Below are 22,448 nucleotides of genomic sequence, written 5' to 3'. Positions count from 1 at the left end.
AGATTTTCAGCTTACGCCAATAGGCCCAAAATTACGCCTTGCACAAGCACAACGCCAAGTAGATATCCGCCATCAATAATTGTCAGGCTAACCTTCTGTCCTTGATAGGCATGGTTGAGCACCATCGAGGTCAAAATAAATCCGAACCACATATGCGCGCCAACCATAACAGCGTCCCAAATCTGAATGTCAGTGGCGCTTGTGTCCAAAATTGCGCGTGTCAACAACAGCAAGAAATAGGCGATGATCAATTGGCACACAGCGGCAATAACAAACGGCATTGGCGACGATTTGCCATCGGGCATCAATTCCTCTTTGGTCTTGCCCAAAGCGTCCATCCATTGCTTGCCCAAACTGGTATACCAACCCATGCCCAAAACCATGCTGCCCACGGTCGCCAACAAAACGGCAAGCCAATTCACATCTGCAAAGTGATTCATCTTTTAATCCTCCCCGAAAAGATGAGACGGGCACAATCAAGCACCCTGCAATAACTATGGCTTGACGCCACCCAGTTTGCAAATAATTTCCCATTCCTTTTCAGTAACGGGCTGAACAGATAGACGCGAATTATTGACCAATACCATATCTTGAAGGTCTGGATGCTGCTTTACATCTTCCAACGTGATCGGCGTGACAAAACTTTCCACGGCTTCGATGTCCACACATTCCCAGCGTTCATCGTCAGTTGTGCTGTCTGGGTGCGCTTCCGCCGCCACTCTCACAACGCCAACGATCCGTTTTTCATTCACCGAGTGATAAAAGAAGCCCTTATCGCCCACTTTCATCTCACGCATATTGTTGCGCGCTTGATAGTTGCGTACGCCATCCCATTCTTCAGGTGCGCCCTTGTTCAGCTGATCTTCCCAACCCCATGTGTTGGGTTCGCTCTTAAACAACCAATAGGCCATTATTTCGTCTCCTCTGGCGGATTGATCGCCCAAGCCCACTCGGTTACGCCAACTGATTCGAAAACCCCTTGAGTGACATAAGGATCTGCTTCCGCATAAGTACGCGCCGCCGTTAGGGATGGCACATCAATAATGATCAGGCTGCCCGTGGGGTTACCCTCTTCATCAAGATAAGGGCCAGCCAATTTCAAATTGTCGCCAAGCTCCTGCCAATACGCCAAATGCGCAGCGCGCGTTTCTTTGCGCTTCTCCAACGCCTCTGGGCGATCCCGCCCGGAAATCACAAAATACACTATGCTTGCCTCTTTATTTACGGCCTAGTGGCCACACCAATCTTGGCTCGGAATATTCCAGCTTCCACGATAAGAAACAAGGTGACTCGAGGCGAAATTGCACTTAATCCAAAACGCGCACATCAACTGGCGCAAGCGAATGCAAGTCATATTTGCACGCAATGCGGATCACCTGTTCAACCAATTCTTTGGCAGTACGCGCTTCTTTATACAGCGCTTCAGCAGCGCCTAACCCAAACTTGGTGCCGGAGCCAACGGCCCAAAAACGGCAATATTCTTCAACACCGCGCTCACCATCAACGGAATATAGTTTTGAATTCACGCCAATCAGCAAGTTTAACCCGCTGCCCGCAAAATCATCCCCCTGCGCCATCAAGCCATATTCGCCAGCCAACAGCTTTTGCATCCGGTTGATGGACTGATGAATACTGACCCGATCCGAAAAATCAAATATATCACTGTGGTTCTGCGCCAAATTCTCCAAAACCGTATGATACATTGAGTTGCCCACATGCCCCACAAGGGCGGGCCCGATCTTATGTATCTTATGCCATGTTAGTTTTTCTTCCGCCGGGTAAAGCAGATTTTCCTCTGACGATTTTGAGTCAGACCCGATTGCCAGCTCACCATTAATTATTGCGCCAAATACAATGGACATTATCGACCTCCAAAAAAGGGAATTGTCGGCCGCGAGCGACCAACCAAATGAGTAACTTTTGAAAAAATTAAGACAGAATTGTCAGGCAATCAGAATTTAGCAAGTCAACATCATTTAACGCAAGACGTAAATTGCCCTCACTTAATCAGCCCATTTCCACGCGGGACGCCTAGAAGCAAAAAGCAAGATTTATTCAGACCGCAAGGGCCGCGCCATCAATTGCGCCACCAAACCTTCAATCGGCGCCTGCCCCGCCAGCAAAGCATTCACGGCTTTGATAATCGGCGCATCCACTTGATATTTGTCAGCCAGCGCCAAACCCACCGGGCTGGAATGCACGCCCTCTGCCAATTTCGCGCCGGAATCAACAATCTGCGCCACGCTTTCGCCCGCACCCAACCGATAGCCAAAATCGAAATTGCGCGATTCCCGCGCGGTGCAGCTCAGGGTCAAATCCCCAAGACCCGCAAGGCTATTCAGACTTTCTTTCGCGCCACCCATGGCCTCAACCAAGGGCCCCATTTCCGCAAAGGCCCGCGCCATAATGGAGGAACGGGCCGAAAGCCCAAGCTCAGCGCCATCCACGGCACCACAGGCCAGCGCATAAATATTCTTCAGCGCACCGGCCAGTTCCACGCCCACAATATCGTCGCTTGAATAGGGACGGAAAGTTGGCCCGGCCAGCAAATCAACAATCTTGCGCGCCGCTTCAATGCTTTCTCCGGCAAGGGTCACCGCCGTTGGCTTGCCCTGCGCCACGTCCACAGCGAAGCTCGGTCCTGAGAGCACAAAGGCATGCGCCTTCGGGCTGGCCTCGGCCAAAATCTCGCTTTGGCGCTTCAATGTGTCTTTTTCCAACCCCTTGGCACACAAAACGATGCTTTTGCCGGCCAAACGCGCTGCGCCAATCTCGGTTAAAACCGCACGGCTGGCCTGAGCAGGCACCACCAGCAAAATCGCCTGCGCCTGTTCAATGCCTGCATAGCCCAATTGCGCCGTCACATGGGCATCCATCTCAACCATTTTGAGATAATGCGGGTTGCGCCGTTCTTCATTGATGGTGCGAATGGCCACTTCATCGCGGCCACACAACATGACCTTGCGTCCAGCCAAGCCCAACGTGTGCGCCAATGCGCTACCCCACGCGCCTGCGCCGACCACATAAATGGGTTGTTCACTCACACTGCGTCCCCTTTTGCTGCCAGCGCCATATCGGCATCATCCAACGGCCATCTTGGGCGCGCTTGAAAATCAGGCCCGTCGCGTTCCCCAAGATTAAACCGTTCAATGCCCGCCCATGCAATCATGGCACCATTGTCCGTACACAGTTTAATCGGCGGCACAACCATTTCAGCGTAATATTCAGCCGCCAAATCTTTCAGCAATTGGCCAATGGCCTTGTTTGCCGCAACACCACCCGCCACCACGAAGCGCGGGTGATGTTCTGGAAATTCTTCTTGAAACCGCGCCAACGCCAAGCGGCAACGATTGTCTAAAATCTTCAAAATGGTCTGCTGAAAGCTGGCACAAATATCGGCCACATCTTGGTCATTCAAAGGCGCCGCTTTTTCCGCCGCCAGCCGCACGGCCGTTTTCAAACCCGAAAATGAAAAATCGAGACGTTTCTCTTTCAACAAAGGTTTGGGAAAAGCAAATCTGCTCGCATCCCCGCGCTTGGCCCATTCCTCAACCAATGGCCCGCCCGGCATACCCAAATCCAGCATTTTGGCGACCTTATCAAAGGCTTCGCCCAGTGCATCGTCGATGGTGGTGCCCCAGCGCTCATATTGGCCAACGCCTTTCACCAGCACAAATTGGCTGTGTCCACCCGAAACCAATAAAAGGAGATAGGGAAATGCCATACCGTCCGTTAAACGCGGCGTCAGCGCATGGCCTTCCAAATGATTGATGGCCAAAAGCGGTAGATTATGGGCATAGGCCATTGCCTTCGCGCTCGTCAGCCCTACCAACACGCCACCGATCAGTCCTGGCCCGGCGGTGGCGGCAACGCCGTCCAAATCTTCAAAACCCAATTGCGCTGTATCAAGTGCCTGCGCGACAATATGATCCATATATTGCACATGGGAGCGCGCGGCAATTTCCGGTACAACGCCCCCAAAGGCTTTATGCTCGTCAAATTGGGAGCGCACCATATTGGCCAAAATCTCGGCGCGGCCATCTGCATGGCGACGCACAATCGCTGCCGCGGTTTCGTCGCAACTGGTCTCAATGCCCAGAATGGTGGTTGCTGCTTGCCCCATAGCTTTGATTTCGCTAAGCCTTCACTGAATTGTTGATTTAAGCCCTATATCAAGTGGATTGAACATTGCAAACAGAACAAGCATCCAAACCGCGCATCACCTTCGGCACACGCGGCTCATTGCTCGCCCTGGCTCAAGCCAAACAGGTGCGGCGCGAGCTCGCCCAAAAAACCGAGTTGCGCGAAGAAGATATCGCCATCGAGGTGATTAAAACCAGCGGCGATATTATTTTGGATCGGCCCCTTTCCGAAGTGGGCGGCAAAGGCTTGTTCACCAAAGAGATTGAAGTTGCCTTGTTTGAAAAACGCATCGATCTGGCGGTGCACTCCGCCAAAGATGTAGCGACTTTGTTGCCAGATGGCATGTTGTTGCCTGCCTTTTTGGAGCGTGAAGACACGCGAGACGCCTTTGTGTCCCTCAAATATAAAAGCCTAGACGAACTTCCAGAAGGCGCGAAATTCGGCACATCATCCATCCGTCGCGGCGCGCAAATTTTGCGCCAACGGCCAGACCTGCAAATTGTTGAATTTCGCGGCAATGTGCAAACCCGCATGAAAAAGCTGGAAGATGGCGTGGCGGAGGCAACCCTCTTGGCCTATGCAGGGTTGCGCCGCCTGGAAATGAGCCATATCGCCAAACAGCTTATTGATCCCACCATCATGCCCCCCGCGCCGGGGCAAGGTGCACTGGCCATCGAAACACGGGCAGATGATGATCAAGTGAATGAATGGGTGCGCACACTTAACCACGCCCCAACCGCCGCCAAAATGGTGGCGGAGCGCCATTATCTTCATGGGCTGGACGGCTCTTGCCGCACCCCGATTGCCGCCTATTCCACATTGGAAAATGATCAGTTGCATATCTTTGGTCAGGTTCTATCCTTGGATGGGCAAACTGTTTACGAGGCCGAAGTTTCGGGCCACGCAGCAGATGCGGAAGAAATTGGCAAAGAACTGGCCAAGATCATTAAAAGCGCAGCGGGCGAAAAGTTCTTCGAAACTTTTGAAAAGCGCGCCGATTAAAGGTGAGATATGAGCGAAACCGGTAAATCTCTTTTGGTCACCCGCCCCTTTCCCGGGGGCCAAAAAACAGTTGCCGGTTTAATGGGTTTGGGCCACCGCCCTATGGCTGTTCCGCTGTTTTCCAAGCGCATCTTGCCAGTGGATTTACCCTCGCCCTTTCAAATCACGGCCACCTTGTTCACCTCTGCAAATGGTGTGCAGGCCCTCTCGCGGGATGAAATAGAAATCGGCCATAAACTGTTGCCATGTTTCACCGTGGGCGACACCACGGCCCAAGCCGCAACCCATGCCGGCTTTTCCAATCTGTTATCTGCCAAAGGCGATGTGCAAGATCTCATTGCCTTGATCGAAAAAATGGAGCTAACGGGCAATTACTTTTATCCGTGCGCCATTGATCGCAAACCCGAATTGGAAGATCATTTCCGTGATACTGGCGTGCATATTCACGCCACCCCAGCCTATGAAATGGTGCCGAATAAAGATTTGCCCCCTGCGGTGATCACCCAATTGCAGCAAGGTGAAATTGATGGGATTTTGATTTATTCCCCCCGCGCCGCAACACAATTTGCAAATCTGTGCACCAAGCATAATATAGAACTAAGTGGTCTGCCCTTTTATTGTTTATCGCCCAATATTTGGGCCACACTCAGCGCCCTCGGTGCCACCAACGGCTTTGTCGCAAAAGCGCCAAATGAAAACGCTTTATTTGAACTCTTAGAATAAAGTCCGGGCATCCAAAGGTCCAAATACCCAAATGCTGGCTAAAAAGGTTTTTTAATGGTCGACGAAAACAAAAAGGGTCCTGTGCGTCCCCCCATTCTTGATGCAGAAGCGAAAAAAACATCTTCCGCCGCTGAAGGCTCGACCTCATCAACCTCAAAAAGTGATGCCAAGCCGTCCAGCACGTCGTCAGGCACGGCCAAGCCCACAGACAAAAAACCAAATGACGCCCCCAAAGCCCAGCCAACCAGCAGCAATGATGAAGGCGGCGGCACAGGCACTTTTATTACCGCGATTTTGCTCAGCGCAGCGCTTGGCATGGCGGGCACAGCCGGGCTAGCCTATTTCAAGGTTTTCCCATTCAACCAATGGGCGGTACAATCCAACCTGACGCCTGAAATCGCGAAACTGCAAAAACGCATCTTTGATCTGGAAAATGCGCAGCCGGATTTGGCACCCTATGCCACCAACGATGATCTGAGCGCATTGCAATCAGATATCGCGGCCATCGACACCACACCGATTGAAAGCGCCATCGCCAGCATTGAGGCACAATTGGCGACGCTCGACACGCCAGCAGAAGCACCTGCTGCGGTTGATCTAAACCCAATTGAAAGCGCCTTGGCCACGCTGGAACAGGATGTGGCCGACCTCAAAACCACCCAGCAACAACTGACCAACAATGCAGCGTCGCAAGCCAGCGACACTGGCGAATTGCCCGCCGCAGCACCCGCAATTGATCTCACGCCGATCAACTCTCAGTTGGACGCCCAGTCTGAAAATCTTGCTGGCCTTCAGGCCCGTTTAGAAACGCAAAGCGAAGCCGTAGCAAATTTGCAAGCTGATTTGGCCAAGCTCCAATCCCAAATTGCCGCAATGGAACAAGATCAATCGGCACGGCAAGCCGCCAATAGCGCCATTGCCGCTGCACGGGTCCCAATTTTGTTGAGCGAAATTGACGCCGCCATTCAAAAAGGCCAACCTTTCGCAGCACGACTTGAAGAATTGAGCAATTCCCTCAAAGTCACGCCGGAAGTTGAAGTTATGAATATCGCCCAAAAGGGCATCACCCCAGCGTCCAGCCTTCCTGCACAATTTGAGGATCTGCGTCCCACTTTGTTGGCCGCGCGTCCTGGCGTGGACCAAGATGCGCCTTGGCAAGATAAGCTGATGGGTACCCTAAAGGATGCGGTCAATTTGCGTCCGTTAGATGCCGATGGAAGCGATCCACTTGCAATTCTAGATCAAATTGAAGATGCGTTGGCCGCACAGCGCCTTGTAGACGCACAGCAATTGGTCACCCAATTGCCCGCGTCAATGCAGGAAGCGGCGACCCCGCTCTCTAGTGCACTTCTTGAGCATCTCACCATTGAGCAATGGCAAACCGATATGCGCACCACATTGCTCAGTCAAGACCATCAAGCTGAAGGAGAAGGCCAATGATTCGTATCTTTATCATCGTCGCCTTCTCGCTTTTGATCGCATGGGGCGCCAGCATCATCATGTCTGTCCCCGGCGAAGTGGTGATCACCGGTTTTGGCTACCAAATGCAACCAAGCCTCGGCATTGTTCTGTTTGGGCTTGTCCTGCTCATGCTGATCACCATTTTCGTGTGGGCGATCATTCGTCGTATTTTTGGCATTCCAGCCTTGTTCTCCCGCGCCAATGAAAAGCGCAAACAACGCAAAGGCGTGGACGCCCTTTCCAATGCCATCATTGCGCTACAAACTGGCGATCCCAGCAAGGCACGCCAATTGGCCCGCGAAGCGCGACTAAAATTAGAAGGCAACACGGCCGCACAATTGTTGGAAGCGCAAGCCAATATGCAACTGGGTGAGCTAAAACAGGCCCGCCTGCAATATCGGGAGATGATTGAAGATCCCAAAACCGCCATCGCGGCCCTTTCTGGTCTCTACGAACAAGCCCGCCAGCAAAATCGCGAAGATGCAGCGCTTCAATTCGCCCAGAAAGCAGCCAGCTTGTCGCCCAAACTGGCATGGGCGCAAAAGGCCATCTTTGCTCATATGGCCAAGCAGGGTGACTATGAGGATGCGCTGGCGCAATTGGACCAGATTCCCTTTGAACGCGCCGACCGCGACAATCAAAAACGACTGGATGCTGTGTTGCGCACAGCCTTGGCCAAAGAATTGGAAGAAACCGAACCGCAGCGGGCCATCACCTTTGCCAATGAGGCCTTGAAGAAACAGCCTGAATTTGTTCCAGCAGCGCTAATTGCCGCCCGCCTGTTCATTTCGTCTGGTGAAGTACGTAAAGCGTCTGGCTTATTGCGTCGGGTCTGGCGCGCCAGTGCCCATCCGCATATTGGCGAGCTTTACATCCACGCCCAGTCCGGCGCATCAGCGGTCGAGCGGCTGAAACGCGCCAAAACCATGGTGGTGGAACACCCCGATCATTTGGAAAGCGCCATCTTGCTGGCCACAGCGGCCATTGCCGCCCACGAATGGTCAGACGCCCGCGCCGCGCTGCAACCCTTCACTGACCAGCAAGCCACACAAAAAGTGTGCACCCTTATGGCAGAAATCGAACAGGGCGACACAGGCGATCAAGGCAAAGCCCGCGCATGGTTGTCGCGCGCCGTTGCCGCAAAACCGGATGCGACATGGATTGCGGATGGCATCAGCGCTGATGAGTGGGAACCCACCTCACCGCTGACCGGCAAACTCGACCAATTTGAATGGAAAGTGCCTTCACGCGCAGTAGCCAAACCAAATGGGGCCGCCAAGCCTGCATTCTCTCCAGTGCCGACAGAGCCCAAACAAGAGGCGGCACCAGCACCATTGCCCGCACCGCCTAATCCCACAGGGATATGATTTAACAATCGGCGTCCGGTCCTATTGCTGGGCGTCGATTGATCAACAGCAAAAAGTTGCGGCGGATCAGATTTTTCCAAATCAATACCGGCAAGCCTTTGAGAAAATCGAGAAATGAGCCCTTGCCGCTCCGACCCATTGTTCGTGCCACCATTGGCGGTGGCACAGGTTTAAAATAGCTTTTCACATTGGCGGGCTTGCCCTTGAGCAACAGCTTCAGGGCTTTAGCCGTCGCCTCCGGATTGTTCCAATCCGCATTGAACACCACGCAGCCTTTTTTATTGATGATAAACACCGCGTTGGGATAACCACCAAACGCGCTATGGGCCGTGCCCTCAATATCATCGACCAAGATGGTGCGTTGTTCGCCATCTTCCGTGCGCAAGCGCTGCGCAACCGTTTGCTTTTCAGCATAGCTTTTGTGAGCGCCAATGCTTTTGCCCGGATGCGCCTCCCGCACATAAAGAATGGCGAAATCCACATTTGGAAAATGCTGTTTCAAACTGCCCATGCTCTTGCGTCGACCTTGAAACAACGGACAAGTGATTGAGCCCAGTTCTAAAACCAGAAACTCACCATCAAAATCCAGTAAACGGCGCGCCGCACCATTCACATCCTGCAATTCAAAGTCGGGCGCCTTTTGGCCAACTCGGGGTCCGCGGAAGTTATCCAAATCATAATCGCCCGTTGAAAACTCATCATAATTATAATCACTCATTTGACTGTTTCCTTTCATTATTGAGCCGAATTGGGCAGGAGATTTTTAGTCATTTTGCGCAGCAATAAGGTGAGCTGTGCCACCTCATCCACACTCAATCCAGCAAGACATTGTGAGATCAATTCTTGGGCAATTGGCTTGAGCACACTTTCCAACTGCTGACCATGTGATGTCAGGAAAACTCTGGTCCGCCGACGGTCTTGCGCATCCGTACGGCGCTCAATCAACTGCTTTTTTTCCATGCCATCGAGCAAACGCGTCACTGTGGTACGGTCTCGAAAAGTGAGGTCTGCAATTTTGCTGGGCAACCGCCCATCCTCTTGCCAAAGCATCAGCAACACGGCCCATTCCTCAGCCGATATTTTATGTCCCGCCAAGGCAAATTTTTGCCCCAACTCACGTCGCGTCAAAAAGCTTAATCTGTTCACCCAGTGCAGGGGGATTTCTTCAAAATTCATCATAATACGTGTATATTACAATAATTGTAGTATACAATCAATAGTGCATTTTGCGCTTGACCGATTCAAATTTGAAGCGCAGAATCTGAGATAGTTTCAACAATTCGGAAGGAGGTGATCCATTGTCTATTCGATATCAAGATCAGAAAAAGGGCTTTGGAAGTGAGGTGCTGTTAGAGGGGCCAACGCACCGCTAACATCTCTTTCCAAGCAGCCAAAAGGCGCAAAAGTTCCTTTATGCTGATATATATCGACGAAGGGTTGCCGGGACATTCCCGCGCAACCCTTTTTCATTTCTGCCGCCCGCGCCGCCCCCCCCACAAACAACTTGTTCAGCACACACGAATAAATGTAAATTGCCATCAGGCCGCTGTAGCTCAGTTGGTAGAGCACGTCATTCGTAATGATGGGGTCGTAGGTTCAAATCCTATCAGCGGCACCATGGTCTGCCTGCACCTTTACCGGTACCTAAATTTTTGCCCGCTTCGCCGTGCGCACCAGAACCAGCCAAAACAATAATCCAATCCCGGCATAAACAGCCAGAATCAACTGCATATCCGAATAAGGCATGGCCGCATCGCCAGAGGTTTGCCCGGCCGCAATGCTGAGGGTGATGGCAAATAATAGTCGACCTGCGAGGCTTTGCACCGAGAGATAAGTCGCCCGCGTCCCATCCTGCAAAAGCGGTTGAATTCGCGCTTGGATAAAGGGCCGCGACAGCGAATCTGGCACCATGCGAAAGAATAAAAGCGCGATAACAAACCAATTATTGGACGTGGCGAGCGCAACGGTAAGCCCAATTTGCAGCCCAAATGCCAACAACAAAATACCACCTAAGCCAAACCTGTTGCGCAAGGGCATGGCCAAATGTGAAAACCCAACAGATATCACCATCATCAACCCGGTCACCGCACCAGAAACCAGCGGCGTTTGCTCGGCATACCCCATGGCGGCCAATGATTCTCGAATAAAGGGCTGACCGAACACAAAGGGAAGATGGCTGAACACATACATGAGCAACGTCAGCCCAAGCAGCCAAATCAAAGTTGGGTGCACGAAACTGCGGCGCAGCGCGTTAAAACTCTCGCGATAGGAAACTGATTTGCCGTGCGGCGGCTCGCGGAAAAATAAAGTTATTCCCAACAGCACGACCCCGGCCAATGCCGTGGCGATCCAAGGAAACGCATCATCAAAAAGGGCCAGCGCCCCGCCCATCACGGCCGATAGCGCCAGAGCCGTAAACCCGAAGCGCCACGCCTTCAATTCCGCTTGTTCGATTTCGGCGGCACGCCCTTCGGCACTCAAACTCTCATAGAGTAATGAGCTATCCGTGCCCGAGGCAAAGGCTGCACTCGCGCCCAACAGCACATTGGCCAACATGAACTGGGAGAAGCCTTCCCCAAAAACCAAAATCAATATAGCGGCGAGCCCGCTAAGCGCCGCGGCAATCAATGTCAAACGCCGCCCCAGCCGGTCCGACATATAGCCCGACGGCACTTCAAGCACCGTCGTGGCAATATCATAGATCACATAAAGGAAAATCGCTTCCGCAGCCGAAAGATTGCGCTCAAAGTAGAGAAACCACGTCGCCTGCCAAAAAATCAACGATTGAGCAAATTTGAACCAAGGGAACAAGTTGATATTGCGAACCATTCGCAAGAAATATCATGATTCTAAATGGTCGACGAGCAAATAAAGCCCATCATTTTCTTGGCAGACAGGGCGCGCCGGACGTCTCACCGCATGTTTTAAAGACCTTGAGAGTCCAAAAACGCATCTACCCGATTCACAACGCCCATTTGATCCAACAGAGGACGCGCGAAGGAGAATAGGATCTTATAGTGCCCCGTGTCAGGCAAAATCAATGTTTCATGCGGCACTTGGTTGGCCTCAAGCGCTTTTGCAAGCTCCTCTTGATTCCACAATTTCACCAGATCATCGCGATCACCATGAAACAACATGGAAGGTGGGCTGTTCTCATCCACAAAATGCACAGGTCGCGCCAAATCAGCATCTGGCACATCAGCAAATATCTCTTTTGTACTCGGCCATTCTTTTGGATTGAACGAATAAGGCCCCGCCAGCCCCACAAGCGCTGCGGGTGCAAGTGCACCATCAGGTCGATATTGCGACCCATAAGCCAACAATGCGGACATATGCGCGCCCGCCGAATGGCCCATCACCACAATGTCTCGATCCTTTTCGCGCGCCATGTTTTGCCACACCCAAGCGTAGGCCATGGCGGCATCTTCCATAAAACCAGCAAATTGCACCTCAGGGAAAAAGCGATAGTCGGGGATCACAACATCATAGCCACGCGCTGCCAAAGCCGACCCGACAAAGTGATAAAACGCCTTTTCGCCAGCCCGCCAGCCACCGCCATAATAGAAAATGATGATCGGCTTTTCAGAACTGTCCTCAGCGGCACCCGGATAAACATCAAGGCGGTGACGCGCCAATGGTCCAAACCGCTCCTCCCGAGCCGTGCCGCTATAGGCTGGTGCCATCACATGGCTCAACCCGATGAGCGCACGATCACGCGCGGGTGGATAAAGGGCCACCCAAGCGAGCACACCGCCCATCAATGCCAAAACCACCAAAGTCCAAATCACAATGCGCACAAAGCCTCCAAGCGTCTCTCTATAAAGATACGCCCCAAACAGGCAATTAGTTTCGTCCCGTCACCATCAATCTTTCAAATGCTTGACGAAGAAGACGAAAATCATATTCAATTCAAAAATGGAGAAGGACATCACCGTTCGCAATTATCGGGATTCGGACTGGCCAATCGTCTGCGCCATACATGATGCAGCGCGCCAAATCGAACTCAGTGCAGCGCAGGTGTCTGACGCTGCTTTTGCACCTTTGCAAAAGTGCCATATGGCAGAAGGTTTCTTTTCAAATCGCATCATCTTGGCAGAATGCCTCGAGAGCCGAACCGTCAAGGGATTTGCCGCCTTTAGGCCCCGTCAGCTCACCTGGCTCTATGTTTCGCCAGACTATTTTGGCGAGGGTATCGGGCAATGTCTTATAAGATATGTGATGGACAACACTGAACGCCCACTAGACGTACAGATGCTGGACGGCAACAAACCTGCCCAGCGGCTTTATGAATTTATGGGCTTCAAACCGTTTAAACGCACCAAAGGCAAGATCCATGGCAAAAGGCCCGTCAATGCGTCGGGCCTAACCCTGCGCTTAAACCACTAGCTTTTTATAAAGATGCCAAGTGGCGTGCCCCAAAACTGGCAGCGCCAACACCAGCCCCAAGAAGGCAGGCACCATCGCCACAAAAGTGAACACCACAATCACCGCAGCAAATCCCAGCATCGGCACAAAATTCATCGTCACCGCCTTAAAGCTGGTGATGATGGCCGAGACAAAATCCAGCTCCCGCTCCAACAAAAGCGGCATCGCCACCACAGTTGAGGCATAGAGCACAAAGGCAATGCCTGCCCCCACCAAAGTGCCAACGGCCAAAAAGCCCAAGCCTTCAGACGTGGTGGTGATCACGGTGAGAAACATACCGATGGACGAAAAGCTCTTAAAGCCCAAAAACAACGCCAACAAAAGGCGCACTTGATAGACCCATATCCAAAAAATAAACAGGATCACAAAGGCCATCCAACCCAATTGACGATCTTTCTGCCGAAACATAATGGCAAAGATTTCGCCCATATTCAGCGGCTCACCTGCTTGCAACCGTCGCGACACTTCATAAAGCCCAACGGCAACAAATGGCCCAATAAGCGGAAAGCCGATAGCAACGGGAATGATCATCCATGGCATGTCATAAACCGTAAGCGCGGCCAAAATGGCCAACCCGCCCACAGCATAAAATCCGCCAAAGATAAGGCCATAAAGCGGCGCACGCATAAAATCGTGCCAGCCCTGGCCCAAGGCTTGTCCAATATCAGAAAATCCAATTTTATTAATTTGCGGCAACCCGCCCGGACGCGTTGCAGCTTGTGTGTTTTCGGTCATGTCTCCCCCTAACCGAACAGATGAAAATAGTCTCCAATCGCAATGCATGATGCCTCCACATCAAACACGGATTGATCATCCCCTTTGCGCATCAAAGCAAGGTTTGTTGCCGCTGGCAATTTGTTTTTAAACGGCTTGTCCCGCCACCCAGGCGGAAGACCAAGCCCACTGGAAATTATAGCCCCCGAGCCAACCGGTCATGTCCACCACTTCGCCCGCAAAATAAAGTCCCGGCACTTTTTTTGATTCCATGGTGCGGTTGTCCAACTCGTCAGTTGCAACGCCGCCCAAAGTCACTTCCGCCGTGCGATAACCTTCAGAGCCGGTGGGCTTAAGCGCCCAACGCGCCACGCTGTCCGCAAGAGTTTTCAGCTTCTTGTCGCTCATGTCAGCCAGATTGCCAGCGATCTTATGTTCATCCATCACAAATTCTACAACCCGCTTTGGCAACCATTGGCTTAGAACAGTTTGCACGGCCCGCTTGCCATTTTCCTGCCTCGCGGCCCGCAATTGGCCAAACACATCCTGTCCTGGCAACATATTGACCTTGACCTGATCGCCCTCGCGCCAAAAAGAAGAAATCTGCAAAATTGCTGGTCCACTTAAACCACGATGGGTAAATAACAGCGCTTCATCAAACCGCGTCTTGCCATGGCTCACCTGCACCGGATCAAGCGCAACACCGGCCAGCGCTTTGATCGGGGCCAAAGTGGATTGATCAAATGTTAAGGGCACAAGCGCCGGCCTTGTTTCCACCACCCGCAAGCCAAATTGCTGCGCCAGATCGTAGCCCAAACTGGTCGCACCCATCTTCGGGATTGATTTGCCGCCCGTCGCCACAACCAGTTTTTCTGCCTGCACCCGCTCGTCGCCCAGATCGATCAGAAATCCATTTTCGGTCTTTTCAACCCCATGCACCTGCGTGCGCAACCGAAGTTCCACACCTGCTTCGTGCAAATCGTCCAACAACATATCAATAATCTGCTGCGCGCTTTCATCGCAAAAGAGCTGCCCAAGTGTCTTTTCGTGAAAGGCGATGCCTCGGGCCCGTACACGACCAATAAAGTCTTGCGCCGAAAAACGCTTAAGCGGCGAAATAGCAAAGCGTGGATTTTCGCTCAAAAACTGTTTGAAACTTGTGTTTATATTGGTGAAATTGCAGCGCCCACCACCAGAAATGCGGATTTTGTCGCCCGCCTTTTTCGCATGATCCACCAGCAAAACACGGCGCCCACGCTTCCCAGCCTCCGCCGCCGCCATCATGCCCGCAGCACCGGCGCCAATAATCAACACATCCACTTTACGCAAAAGGCTCGCCTCCATTTGCGACGAGCCTTACGCGGAAATCAAACCCTTGGCAATCTAGGTTGATGGTTCTAGCTTTGCATCGGTTTCTTCTTCGAGCACGAACGTGCGATACAGCTCGGAGAGATAGCCAATGCTAAACAATATAAAAAACCAAGTGCTGATCACCACAAATGCAAGCATCGTGACAAGTCCAAGGTCCAACGGTCCGGGCGTTTTCATCACCTCAGCATTATCTAAGGCAAGGTCATACAAAAATGATATGAGGGAGTAGCCGATAGAGAAAACGATCAAAGTACTTAAATTTTTCTTTGCTGCAGCATAGGCGTCGGCCAACGAATAATCATGGCGCAGTGCCGCAGCCGGCAAAACAATAGCAAGCCCTGTAAACAGGACACCCGAGACAAAAGTGACTGCAGTTCCAGCAATCTGCATGAAAAATGGCGGCACCGTTTCCATTAAAAGAATAAGTCGAGCAACAAGCCCACACGCGAAAAAAATTATCTGAACGATTAGCAAGAAAGCCAAAAACACAAGACAAAACTTAAACAACGTTATGAAGTATGCCTTCAACTCTTTCTTTCCTGGACGATAAAACCAACCTTCTGGAACTTCTGCCAACAAAGAATATCGGTGCCAACCAATTGCAATACAACTCAAGGCGCCTAACAAAGTCGCAAAACTCAGCACGATGCCGATAAAAGTCATGGCTGAGCCCATCATCGGAAACCCAAAGGCAAACACCGCTAAGCAAACACATGCTATGCCGAGCCACGGTGCACTAATTTTAAAGGCAATGCCCATATGAGCAAAAATTCGCCAAGCGGCAACATATAGGATTTTTAAACCCTTCATAAAAACTCTTTCAAACATCAGTTTAGAAATGAAAATGAACCTACCCCGAAAACCAGAGCCGATCTAAAGCCATACATCTTAATCAACGGGCTCGCTCTTAATCCAAAGCGAACCCCACATAAAATCAAGCTATTGGTAGTCTAGAATGATGGCTTAACTTGCTCTGTGGAAACTACATTATTCAAAACAATGCTACGATAAAGCTCCGTCACATAGCTCAACCCGAACATCACCGAGATCCAGCGAAATGCGGTTTGCACCAACCAAACAAGTATCAGTACAACAGCATTTGACGTCTGCAGGTAGTTATTTTCAGCAAAATTCAAAACAAAATTCATACCTAGTGAAAACAGGACATAAATAGTGCTTAGTACCAGTAGAAACCCGAAGTTTTGCCGAACAATGTCGACCATTCTAGCAATACCCAGCTGTTGATCTATCGAAGCCGCAGGCAGCAACATTGCCGGCCCAACCAAAACAACACCATAAAGAATTGAAATTACGAACGACAAAACCGGCTGAAACTCGCCAACCAATGCCCCTAACTGAGTTGAAAATATAGCAACAACTATCAACAACAGAACAATCGCAAGCCAGAATTTAAACGCAGCCCAAAGACAAGACTTCATTTTTCCGGTCGGTAGATCAATTACAAAGCCGTTTGGATTCTCATTTAACAACGAAAATCTGTGCCACCCTACTGCAACCACTGTCAAACCGAAAAAAGCACAAAGAAGTTGTACTCCCACTAGAATCGGTGCGATTTGGATCGCAAGTTGCACATGCTGTTCCTTGTTCCACATATCTAGCGCAAACTCGCTGACGTACCATGTGGCGCTACTAATCAGTATTATTGCACCAAACCAGAACGCACTTATCCGAAACGCCACATTTAGATTCGCAAAAACACGCCAGACGGCCACATAAAATATATTCAAACCATTCATAAAATATCTCTCAAAATTACCGATAGATGTACGAAATGATCATGCTATCTTCAACAGCACTGTCAAGTCTAAGTCCCTGCATAATCGCAATTATTCTTCCCTTACCGCATATCTGCTTGCCACATTTCAAAGCCACATGCTAAAAGCAATTCGCTTTTGGAATAGTCTAAAAGCATAACCTTCTCAGGGCGGGGCGAAATTCCCCACCGGCGGTGATTGGCGCAATCCATCAGCCCGCGAGCGCCTTTTAGCATTGGTTAAAAGGGTCAAGCAGATTTCGGTGCAATTCCGAAGCCGACGGTCATAGTCCGGATGAAAGAGAAGAGGCCGGACTGTCTGATTTGTGCGCCAGTGGTGCGTTTCACAAGTCAAGTCTGTTCGGTTCTCCCTTATCACGCCCTGATTCATATCGGTTCGGAGAGGAACTCGACACATGGATCAGTCTGCAAATCTTTCTTTGCGTCACCCGGCCATCTTGGCGGGGCTTTATATGGTCGGCGCAGGCATCGCTTTCGCTGCCGTCAATTCACTCACTCAATTGGCCACACTTACCCATGGCACGCCATCAACAGCCGCTGCTTTTTGGGAATATCTATTGGCCTTCATCATCATGCTCCCACTGGTGATGAAAATGGGATCTGGTGCGCTGAAAACAGAGCGCCCTATCATGCACATTTTGCGGGTCGTGGCCGCCTCCATCGGTGTCCAACTTTGGGTGTTGGGTCTCGCAAAAGGAGTCCCCATTTGGCAGGCCATCGCCTTGATTATGACCTCAACATTTTTCGTCACCATCGGCGCAGCGCTTATCCTCAGAGAAAAAGTTGGTCCCGCCCGCTGGGCTGCCACTTTGGTGGGCTTTATCGGCGGCATGGTGATTTTGGAGCCATGGGCCGAAGGCTTCACAGTTAATTCTCTGTTGCCCGTAGGGGCAGCCCTTTTTTGGGCCATCACTTCTTTGTTCACCAAGGAGCTGACCAAAACCGAGCAAGCCGATTCAATCACGCTCTATTTGCTGCTGCTCACCACCCCCGCCAATGCCCTTTTCGCCATCATGGCAACGCAAGGCAATGCAGAAATGAACTTGTTGGATGGCTTTATGATCTCCAACAATAGCGCACTGGTCTATATCATTGCCGCTGGTCTTCTGGTGGCGATCGCGCAATTTTTGATCACCAAGGCCTATGCCACTGCTGATGCAGCATATGTGCAACCCTTTGATCACCTCAAATTGCCCTTCAATGTGTTAGGTGGCCTTTTGGTGTTTGGCTGGGTGCCCACAGGCAATTTGTGGGTTGGTGCGGCGCTTATCATCGTAGCCTCACTTTATATTGCGCAGCGTGAAGCAAAGCAAAAGCCATAAATAAATACATGAGATCAAGGGGGCGAAGCGCCCCCTTTATTGATCCAGATCAATAAAACACATGTTATCTATTTGAATTGACAATATTTTTCGACAAATTGGCGATTTTTATTTGATATAGAACAAAGAAACCGACAGCTTCAAAAGCTAACTTCTCCTCATCAAGACCAACGAATGAGATCTTAAAGGAGAACGTCATGGTTACCCGTCGTCAAACAATTTTTGGAGCTCTCGGCACAGCCGCAGCCCTCACAGCAGTGGCCAACTTGTCACCACAAGCTCTCGCCGCTGACAATATCGACGATATGCCACGCAAAAAAGTGAAACTGGCACCACCGCCATTCGTTCACGAGCATGAGCAAGTCGCATCAGGCCCTCCAAAGGTCGTTGAATTCGAAATGACCATTCAGGAGAAAATCTGGGAAGTTGATGATGAAGGCACAACAACTCATGCCATGACTTATGATGGCACTGTGCCTGGCCCGATGATGGTTGTGCATGAAGGCGACTATGTTGAGCTGACCCTCATCAACCCAGAAAGCAACGAGCTGCTGCACAATATCGACTTCCACGCCTCAACAGGTGCATTGGGCGGCGGTGCATTGACCGAAGTTGCCCCCGGCGAACAAGTTGTCTTGCGCTTTAAAGCCACACGCCCTGGCACCTTTGTTTATCACTGTGCCCCCGGCGGTTCTATGATCCCATGGCACGTTGTGTCAGGCATGAACGGCACCATTATGGTGTTGCCACGTGATGGCCTGAAGGATGAAAAAGGCAATCCACTGCGCTATGACAAAGTCTTCATCATCGGCGAGCAGGATTTCTACATCCCACGCGACGAAAATGGTGAATACAAAACATACGAAACCGTCTCTGAGAGCTTCTCAGACCAAATTGAAACCATGCGCGGCTTGATCCCAACCCATGTGGTGTTCAACGGCAAAAAAGGTGCCCTTACAGGCGACAATGCGCTGAAGGCCAATGTTGGCGACAAAGTATTGATTGTGCACTCACAAGCCAACCGCGACACACGTCCACACTTGATTGGTGGCCATGGCGACTATGTTTGGGAAACAGGCAAGTTCAACAACCCACCTGAAAAAGACCTTGAAACATGGTTCATCCGCGGTGGTTCAGCTGGTGCTGCATTCTACGAGTTCTTGCAGCCCGGTGTTTATGCCTATGTGAACCACAACCTCATCGAGGCGGTTGAACTTGGCGCCACAGCCCACTTCCTCGTGGATGGCGATTGGGACGATGACCTGATGAAACAGGTGAAAGCCCCCGGCCCAATCACCAAATAGGGCGATTGACCAATTAAGCGATAATTGCCCGGCCGGTTTCTCATCGGCCGGGCTTTTTCTCAGGAGTGGTAAGGATGACCGCTGATCATTTCAAAAATACAGCTTCAATTTTGCTGCCCATGGCCTTGTTGGCCGGGGCAAGCCTTTGGCTGGTGCACACCTTGACCACGCCACAGGCTGATCTTGCGCCCAAAGCCAGCATCAGCATTGACCCACATATTGATGCGCCAGATTTGATCACCATTCCGCCCCGCACATTCGATTATAGAGACCCTGCCCGCTACATTGAAAATGAATTGCCACAGGTTTCCCCTTTGGTGCACGCCAATGTGCAAACCCCACTGCAGGTGGCTAAAGATCTGGTGACCAACAAGCAATACCGTGCCTGCGTGGTCGAAGGCCATTGCGCGCCGGCCATCATCGTCAAAACCCCAATCGACGATCATCCCGTGGTTGGCGTCAATTATGAAATGGCAGCCAATTACGCAGAATGGCTCAGCGCCAAAACAGGCGATAATTGGCGCTTGCCCACCGCTCTCGAATGGGCCCAATTTGCTGGTGAAAAATATGACGATCCTGAAAAGGATATAAAATCTGATCCCACAAATCCTGCCGTGGCCTGGTTGTCTGAATATCGCGCGAAATCACAAAGCAAAAGCGATGCGCCCCGCCAAAGCCTGCGCCCCGCAGGACTATTTGGCGCCAACAGCCTTGGCGTCAATGATGTGGCCGAAAATATCTGGGTGTGGACCTCAACCTGCTATGAACGCATCAATGTGGACGCCACAAATAGCCAATCAAAAGCCGTAAGCTGCGGTGCCCGTGTGGTGGAAGGCGCACACCGCACCTATCTTTCTGTGTTCATCTCAAACCCGCAAGGCGGGGGCTGTACTGTAGGCGACCCACCAGACCATTTGGGCATCCGCCTGGTCAAAGGCAGCGAACGCTCTAGTCTTTGGAGCCTTATCCGGCAGCTCCTGCCAGTTGGATAGACATCCAAAATTTAGCGTCTCGGCTCAGCTCTGGGGCGCATAAGCTTGCCGCCATAAAGCGCCACAAATCCCCAAAAACCGATCACCCAAAATAGGTGAGAAGCGCGCATCAAGCCCATGCTGATCTCAAGATCAAACGCGGCGACAATCCGCAAAATGGCTGCCGAAAACACCGCTGCGAACAACACCAATGTGCCTCGTGTCGCCACCAATGGATAGCCCGTATGCCCCAAAGTAGCGCGGCACATCACGCCGACGATCATCAAGCCAACGGCACCAGTGCTCAGCGCATGTATGGGCGCCACAAGCGGCACCACCCCATCATTGAGGAAGCTGAACCCCATCAGGGCGAAGCCAATTGGCAAAAAGCCATAACCCATATGCAGCACCAACAGCAGGCCATCGCGCCATATCAATTCCGGGTGCCACCGCAGCAAGCGCACCAAGTGCAGCCCAGCCAGCACCATAAACCCAACAGCAAACACCAGCGGGAGACTAAACGCGCCCGTGCTTTGCACGATAAAGCCCAACAGCACCAGCGCACTTACCGCCACGGTCAGCTTGTCAAAACTGCCAAATGGTTGTGGCAAGATTTCACTTTTGCGCTTCACCAAATAATTGCGTGTAAAGCTGGGAATAATCCGCCCGCCGATCAGCATGATCAACATCAGCACCACCCCAAGGGCCAAATAGGCAGCAGGTTTCACATCTAACCCATTCGCCCAGGCAAAATAGAACCAACATTGCGCCAGCACCAACATGCTGAACATCACCAACACTTTGAGATTCCGCCAATTTTTACCGGCGATAATTTCGCGGCACACCGCAGCGGCAAACAAAATAGGAAAGGAAAGATTGAACAACACGACCGCCCACAAGGGCAAAAGCGCCGACATATTGATGGCAATGCGCCCGAGCCCCCACGCCAGCACCAAACTGATAAGTGCTGTGCCGTTCACGGGCAATCGCCCGGTCCAATTGGGCACCGCAGTCAACAAAAAGCCAGCGATCACCGCTGGCACAAATCCAAACAAGGTCTCATGCATGTGCCAATCGGCTGGCCCCATCGCCAGCGGCAAATCAATATCGCCAAAATAAAACGGCACCCACATTAAAATGGTCAGCCCAGCGTAAAAGGCCCCAAACAAAAAGAAGGGGCGAAAACCATAGCTAAACAAGGTCGGGCCATCAAAAGGCTGCGTACGTGCAATAGCCATTTTCCAAATTCCTTCAAGTAGATACAAAAAGGGCGGGCACAATCTTTGCCCGCCCCCAAAATCTAGATTTACTGAACTTGTTCGAACAATTCAGCGAAGACCTTTTTGGCTTTGCCTTTGTGCTTGGCTTCTTTGGCTTCATCCAAATTGCCGAGCTCGCCAACGGTGATCAGCGCCACCATGCCCATGGCATAGTGTGGTGTGCATTTCACGCCATAGACACCTTCTTCATCTACAGTCAGCACATATTCTTTGTTGAACTTGCTTTTGAACGCTTCAACGCCTGCAGGCAACATGCCTTTGATGCTTTCGACATTGTGGCCCTTATCTGTAGGCACAAATTTGATGGTGTCACCAGGTTGAGCCGCAACGAAATCAGGTTCAAAAACCATTGTGCCCTTTTCGCCCTTGTTCAGCATTTTCACTTCAAATTCTTCAGCCAAGGCTGGGCTAAGCACCATGCCAGTTGCAGCGACAAGCCCGAAAACCGCGATTGCTTTTTTGAAACCGTTTTTCATTTTGATTTCCTTTCAAAAAAATCCTTTGTGCGTTGACCAACCTTGTAACTGATCTGGAAAACTGGTTATTTGCGTTAGATCAAACAAACGAACG

Annotated in this window: 24 protein-coding genes, 1 tRNA gene and 1 riboswitch; of the genes, 9 read left to right on the top strand and 16 right to left on the bottom strand. The window is 51.3% G+C overall.

What is annotated here, in order from left to right:
• Positions 1 to 11: 11 nt before the first annotated feature.
• From ACP15Y_RS12775 to tsaD, 6 genes are all read right to left on the bottom strand, one after another.
• Entirely contained in the window at positions 12 to 440 is a 429-nt protein-coding gene (locus ACP15Y_RS12775; protein WP_424983477.1) for a DUF1761 domain-containing protein, read from the bottom strand.
• A gap of 54 nt (positions 441 to 494) precedes the next feature.
• Positions 495 to 911 (bottom strand): EVE domain-containing protein, encoded by a 417-nt coding sequence (locus ACP15Y_RS12770; protein ID WP_424983476.1) that lies wholly within the window; start codon positions 909 to 911, stop codon positions 495 to 497.
• Positions 911 to 1,204, bottom strand: a complete 294-nt coding sequence (locus ACP15Y_RS12765) for a YciI family protein (RefSeq protein ID WP_424983475.1) — start codon at positions 1,202 to 1,204, stop codon at positions 911 to 913. The genes ACP15Y_RS12770 and ACP15Y_RS12765 overlap by 1 nt, the downstream gene beginning before the upstream one ends.
• A gap of 103 nt (positions 1,205 to 1,307) precedes the next feature.
• On the bottom strand, positions 1,308 to 1,862 hold the full coding sequence (locus ACP15Y_RS12760) for a hypothetical protein (RefSeq protein WP_424983474.1): 555 nt from the start codon (positions 1,860 to 1,862) through the stop codon (positions 1,308 to 1,310).
• Positions 1,863 to 2,051: 189 nt separating this feature from the next.
• Positions 2,052 to 3,044, bottom strand: coding sequence for an NAD(P)H-dependent glycerol-3-phosphate dehydrogenase (locus ACP15Y_RS12755; RefSeq protein ID WP_424983473.1), 993 nt, complete (start codon positions 3,042 to 3,044; stop codon positions 2,052 to 2,054).
• Positions 3,041 to 4,123, bottom strand: a complete 1,083-nt coding sequence (gene tsaD, locus ACP15Y_RS12750) for a tRNA (adenosine(37)-N6)-threonylcarbamoyltransferase complex transferase subunit TsaD (protein WP_424983472.1) — start codon at positions 4,121 to 4,123, stop codon at positions 3,041 to 3,043. The genes ACP15Y_RS12755 and tsaD overlap by 4 nt, the downstream gene beginning before the upstream one ends.
• A gap of 65 nt (positions 4,124 to 4,188) precedes the next feature.
• Here tsaD and hemC point away from each other — a divergent pair, with 65 nt between their 5' ends.
• The 4 genes from hemC to ACP15Y_RS12730 are packed head-to-tail and all read left to right on the top strand — an operon-like array spanning position 4,189 to position 8,696.
• Positions 4,189 to 5,145 carry a hydroxymethylbilane synthase gene (gene hemC / locus ACP15Y_RS12745; RefSeq protein ID WP_424983471.1) on the top strand — a complete coding sequence of 319 codons (957 nt, stop codon included), beginning with the start codon at positions 4,189 to 4,191 and terminating at the stop codon, positions 5,143 to 5,145.
• Between the two features lie 9 nt (positions 5,146 to 5,154).
• The gene (locus ACP15Y_RS12740; RefSeq protein WP_424983470.1) at positions 5,155 to 5,868 is read left to right on the top strand and encodes a uroporphyrinogen-III synthase; all 714 of its coding nucleotides are present in this window, start codon (positions 5,155 to 5,157) and stop codon (positions 5,866 to 5,868) included.
• A 54-nt stretch (positions 5,869 to 5,922) separates the two neighbouring features.
• Positions 5,923 to 7,308 (top strand): COG4223 family protein, encoded by a 1,386-nt coding sequence (locus ACP15Y_RS12735; protein WP_424983469.1) that lies wholly within the window; start codon positions 5,923 to 5,925, stop codon positions 7,306 to 7,308.
• The gene (locus tag ACP15Y_RS12730; RefSeq protein WP_424983468.1) at positions 7,305 to 8,696 is read left to right on the top strand and encodes a heme biosynthesis protein HemY; all 1,392 of its coding nucleotides are present in this window, start codon (positions 7,305 to 7,307) and stop codon (positions 8,694 to 8,696) included. The genes ACP15Y_RS12735 and ACP15Y_RS12730 overlap by 4 nt, the downstream gene beginning before the upstream one ends.
• A gap of 1 nt (position 8,697) precedes the next feature.
• On the opposite strand, the gene ACP15Y_RS12725 is transcribed toward ACP15Y_RS12730, so the two are convergent.
• Together ACP15Y_RS12725 and ACP15Y_RS12720 are read right to left on the bottom strand one after the other, a co-directional pair.
• A complete protein-coding gene (locus tag ACP15Y_RS12725) occupies positions 8,698 to 9,414 on the bottom strand; it encodes a deiodinase-like protein (protein ID WP_424983467.1) in 717 nt (238 codons plus the stop codon).
• A 17-nt stretch (positions 9,415 to 9,431) separates the two neighbouring features.
• Positions 9,432 to 9,875 (bottom strand): MarR family winged helix-turn-helix transcriptional regulator, encoded by a 444-nt coding sequence (locus ACP15Y_RS12720; protein ID WP_424983466.1) that lies wholly within the window; start codon positions 9,873 to 9,875, stop codon positions 9,432 to 9,434.
• Positions 9,876 to 10,238: 363 nt separating this feature from the next.
• Here ACP15Y_RS12720 and ACP15Y_RS12715 point away from each other — a divergent pair.
• Positions 10,239 to 10,314: transfer RNA gene (locus ACP15Y_RS12715), tRNA-Thr, on the top strand.
• Positions 10,315 to 10,340: 26 nt separating this feature from the next.
• On the opposite strand, the gene ACP15Y_RS12710 is transcribed toward ACP15Y_RS12715, so the two are convergent.
• Together ACP15Y_RS12710 and ACP15Y_RS12705 are read right to left on the bottom strand one after the other, a co-directional pair.
• Complete coding sequence (locus ACP15Y_RS12710; protein ID WP_424983465.1) at positions 10,341 to 11,525, bottom strand: MFS transporter; 1,185 nt, start codon at positions 11,523 to 11,525, stop codon at positions 10,341 to 10,343.
• A 95-nt stretch (positions 11,526 to 11,620) separates the two neighbouring features.
• Positions 11,621 to 12,493 (bottom strand): alpha/beta hydrolase, encoded by an 873-nt coding sequence (locus tag ACP15Y_RS12705; RefSeq protein WP_424983464.1) that lies wholly within the window; start codon positions 12,491 to 12,493, stop codon positions 11,621 to 11,623.
• A gap of 118 nt (positions 12,494 to 12,611) precedes the next feature.
• On the opposite strand from ACP15Y_RS12705, the gene ACP15Y_RS12700 reads away from it, so the two are divergent.
• Entirely contained in the window at positions 12,612 to 13,082 is a 471-nt protein-coding gene (locus ACP15Y_RS12700; RefSeq protein ID WP_424983463.1) for an N-acetyltransferase family protein, read from the top strand.
• Here the strand turns inward: ACP15Y_RS12700 and ACP15Y_RS12695 are convergent.
• From ACP15Y_RS12695 to ACP15Y_RS12680, 4 genes are all read right to left on the bottom strand, one after another.
• Positions 13,071 to 13,856, bottom strand: a complete 786-nt coding sequence (locus tag ACP15Y_RS12695; protein ID WP_424983462.1) for a DUF2189 domain-containing protein — start codon at positions 13,854 to 13,856, stop codon at positions 13,071 to 13,073. The genes ACP15Y_RS12700 and ACP15Y_RS12695 overlap by 12 nt on opposite strands.
• A gap of 126 nt (positions 13,857 to 13,982) precedes the next feature.
• Entirely contained in the window at positions 13,983 to 15,179 is a 1,197-nt protein-coding gene (locus ACP15Y_RS12690; RefSeq protein ID WP_424983461.1) for an NAD(P)/FAD-dependent oxidoreductase, read from the bottom strand.
• Between the two features lie 39 nt (positions 15,180 to 15,218).
• Positions 15,219 to 16,016, bottom strand: a complete 798-nt coding sequence (locus tag ACP15Y_RS12685; RefSeq protein WP_424983460.1) for a hypothetical protein — start codon at positions 16,014 to 16,016, stop codon at positions 15,219 to 15,221.
• A 140-nt stretch (positions 16,017 to 16,156) separates the two neighbouring features.
• Complete coding sequence (locus ACP15Y_RS12680; RefSeq protein WP_424983459.1) at positions 16,157 to 16,963, bottom strand: hypothetical protein; 807 nt, start codon at positions 16,961 to 16,963, stop codon at positions 16,157 to 16,159.
• A gap of 175 nt (positions 16,964 to 17,138) precedes the next feature.
• Positions 17,139 to 17,291: riboswitch (FMN riboswitch) on the top strand.
• 105 nt (positions 17,292 to 17,396) lie between these two features.
• Between ACP15Y_RS12680 and ACP15Y_RS12675 the strand changes: the two genes are divergently transcribed.
• From ACP15Y_RS12675 to ACP15Y_RS12665, 3 genes are all read left to right on the top strand, one after another.
• On the top strand, positions 17,397 to 18,323 hold the full coding sequence (locus ACP15Y_RS12675; RefSeq protein ID WP_424983458.1) for a DMT family transporter: 927 nt from the start codon (positions 17,397 to 17,399) through the stop codon (positions 18,321 to 18,323).
• 197 nt (positions 18,324 to 18,520) lie between these two features.
• On the top strand, positions 18,521 to 19,627 hold the full coding sequence (gene nirK / locus ACP15Y_RS12670) for a copper-containing nitrite reductase (protein WP_424983457.1): 1,107 nt from the start codon (positions 18,521 to 18,523) through the stop codon (positions 19,625 to 19,627).
• A 74-nt stretch (positions 19,628 to 19,701) separates the two neighbouring features.
• Positions 19,702 to 20,619: a formylglycine-generating enzyme family protein gene (locus ACP15Y_RS12665; protein ID WP_424983456.1), complete on the top strand. Its 918-nt coding sequence runs from the start codon at positions 19,702 to 19,704 to the stop codon at positions 20,617 to 20,619.
• An 11-nt stretch (positions 20,620 to 20,630) separates the two neighbouring features.
• On the opposite strand, the gene ACP15Y_RS12660 is transcribed toward ACP15Y_RS12665, so the two are convergent.
• Positions 20,631 to 21,836, bottom strand: a complete 1,206-nt coding sequence (locus ACP15Y_RS12660; RefSeq protein WP_424983455.1) for an NnrS family protein — start codon at positions 21,834 to 21,836, stop codon at positions 20,631 to 20,633.
• Positions 21,837 to 21,904: 68 nt separating this feature from the next.
• A complete protein-coding gene (locus tag ACP15Y_RS12655) occupies positions 21,905 to 22,354 on the bottom strand; it encodes a pseudoazurin (RefSeq protein ID WP_424983454.1) in 450 nt (149 codons plus the stop codon).
• Between the last annotated feature and the right edge of the window lie 94 nt (positions 22,355 to 22,448).

It is taken from the genome of Maritalea sp. S77 (genome assembly GCF_049801075.1).
Classification (GTDB): Bacteria; Pseudomonadota; Alphaproteobacteria; order Rhizobiales; family Devosiaceae; genus Maritalea.
The sequence above is the reverse complement of the archived record's forward strand: the minus strand, read 5'-3'. Positions and strand labels throughout refer to the sequence as shown.

What these genes read in the sequence shown, in the direction of transcription:
- ACP15Y_RS12775 (WP_424983477.1), bottom strand. Translation starts at nt 440, where the DNA reads ATGAATCACTTTGCAGATGTGAATTGGCTTGCCGTTTTGTTGGCGACC.
- ACP15Y_RS12770 (WP_424983476.1), bottom strand. Translation starts at nt 911, where the DNA reads ATGGCCTATTGGTTGTTTAAGAGCGAACCCAACACATGGGGTTGGGAA.
- ACP15Y_RS12760 (WP_424983474.1), bottom strand. Translation starts at nt 1,862, where the DNA reads ATGTCCATTGTATTTGGCGCAATAATTAATGGTGAGCTGGCAATCGGG.
- tsaD (WP_424983472.1), bottom strand. Translation starts at nt 4,123, where the DNA reads ATGGGGCAAGCAGCAACCACCATTCTGGGCATTGAGACCAGTTGCGAC.
- ACP15Y_RS12740 (WP_424983470.1), top strand. Translation starts at nt 5,155, where the DNA reads ATGAGCGAAACCGGTAAATCTCTTTTGGTCACCCGCCCCTTTCCCGGG.
- ACP15Y_RS12735 (WP_424983469.1), top strand. Translation starts at nt 5,923, where the DNA reads ATGGTCGACGAAAACAAAAAGGGTCCTGTGCGTCCCCCCATTCTTGAT.
- ACP15Y_RS12730 (WP_424983468.1), top strand. Translation starts at nt 7,305, where the DNA reads ATGATTCGTATCTTTATCATCGTCGCCTTCTCGCTTTTGATCGCATGG.
- ACP15Y_RS12725 (WP_424983467.1), bottom strand. Translation starts at nt 9,414, where the DNA reads ATGAGTGATTATAATTATGATGAGTTTTCAACGGGCGATTATGATTTG.
- ACP15Y_RS12720 (WP_424983466.1), bottom strand. Translation starts at nt 9,875, where the DNA reads ATGATGAATTTTGAAGAAATCCCCCTGCACTGGGTGAACAGATTAAGC.
- ACP15Y_RS12710 (WP_424983465.1), bottom strand. Translation starts at nt 11,525, where the DNA reads ATGGTTCGCAATATCAACTTGTTCCCTTGGTTCAAATTTGCTCAATCG.
- ACP15Y_RS12700 (WP_424983463.1), top strand. Translation starts at nt 12,612, where the DNA reads ATGGAGAAGGACATCACCGTTCGCAATTATCGGGATTCGGACTGGCCA.
- ACP15Y_RS12695 (WP_424983462.1), bottom strand. Translation starts at nt 13,856, where the DNA reads ATGACCGAAAACACACAAGCTGCAACGCGTCCGGGCGGGTTGCCGCAA.
- ACP15Y_RS12690 (WP_424983461.1), bottom strand. Translation starts at nt 15,179, where the DNA reads ATGGAGGCGAGCCTTTTGCGTAAAGTGGATGTGTTGATTATTGGCGCC.
- ACP15Y_RS12685 (WP_424983460.1), bottom strand. Translation starts at nt 16,016, where the DNA reads ATGAAGGGTTTAAAAATCCTATATGTTGCCGCTTGGCGAATTTTTGCT.
- ACP15Y_RS12680 (WP_424983459.1), bottom strand. Translation starts at nt 16,963, where the DNA reads ATGAATGGTTTGAATATATTTTATGTGGCCGTCTGGCGTGTTTTTGCG.
- ACP15Y_RS12675 (WP_424983458.1), top strand. Translation starts at nt 17,397, where the DNA reads ATGGATCAGTCTGCAAATCTTTCTTTGCGTCACCCGGCCATCTTGGCG.
- nirK (WP_424983457.1), top strand. Translation starts at nt 18,521, where the DNA reads ATGGTTACCCGTCGTCAAACAATTTTTGGAGCTCTCGGCACAGCCGCA.
- ACP15Y_RS12665 (WP_424983456.1), top strand. Translation starts at nt 19,702, where the DNA reads ATGACCGCTGATCATTTCAAAAATACAGCTTCAATTTTGCTGCCCATG.
- ACP15Y_RS12660 (WP_424983455.1), bottom strand. Translation starts at nt 21,836, where the DNA reads ATGGCTATTGCACGTACGCAGCCTTTTGATGGCCCGACCTTGTTTAGC.
- ACP15Y_RS12655 (WP_424983454.1), bottom strand. Translation starts at nt 22,354, where the DNA reads ATGAAAAACGGTTTCAAAAAAGCAATCGCGGTTTTCGGGCTTGTCGCT.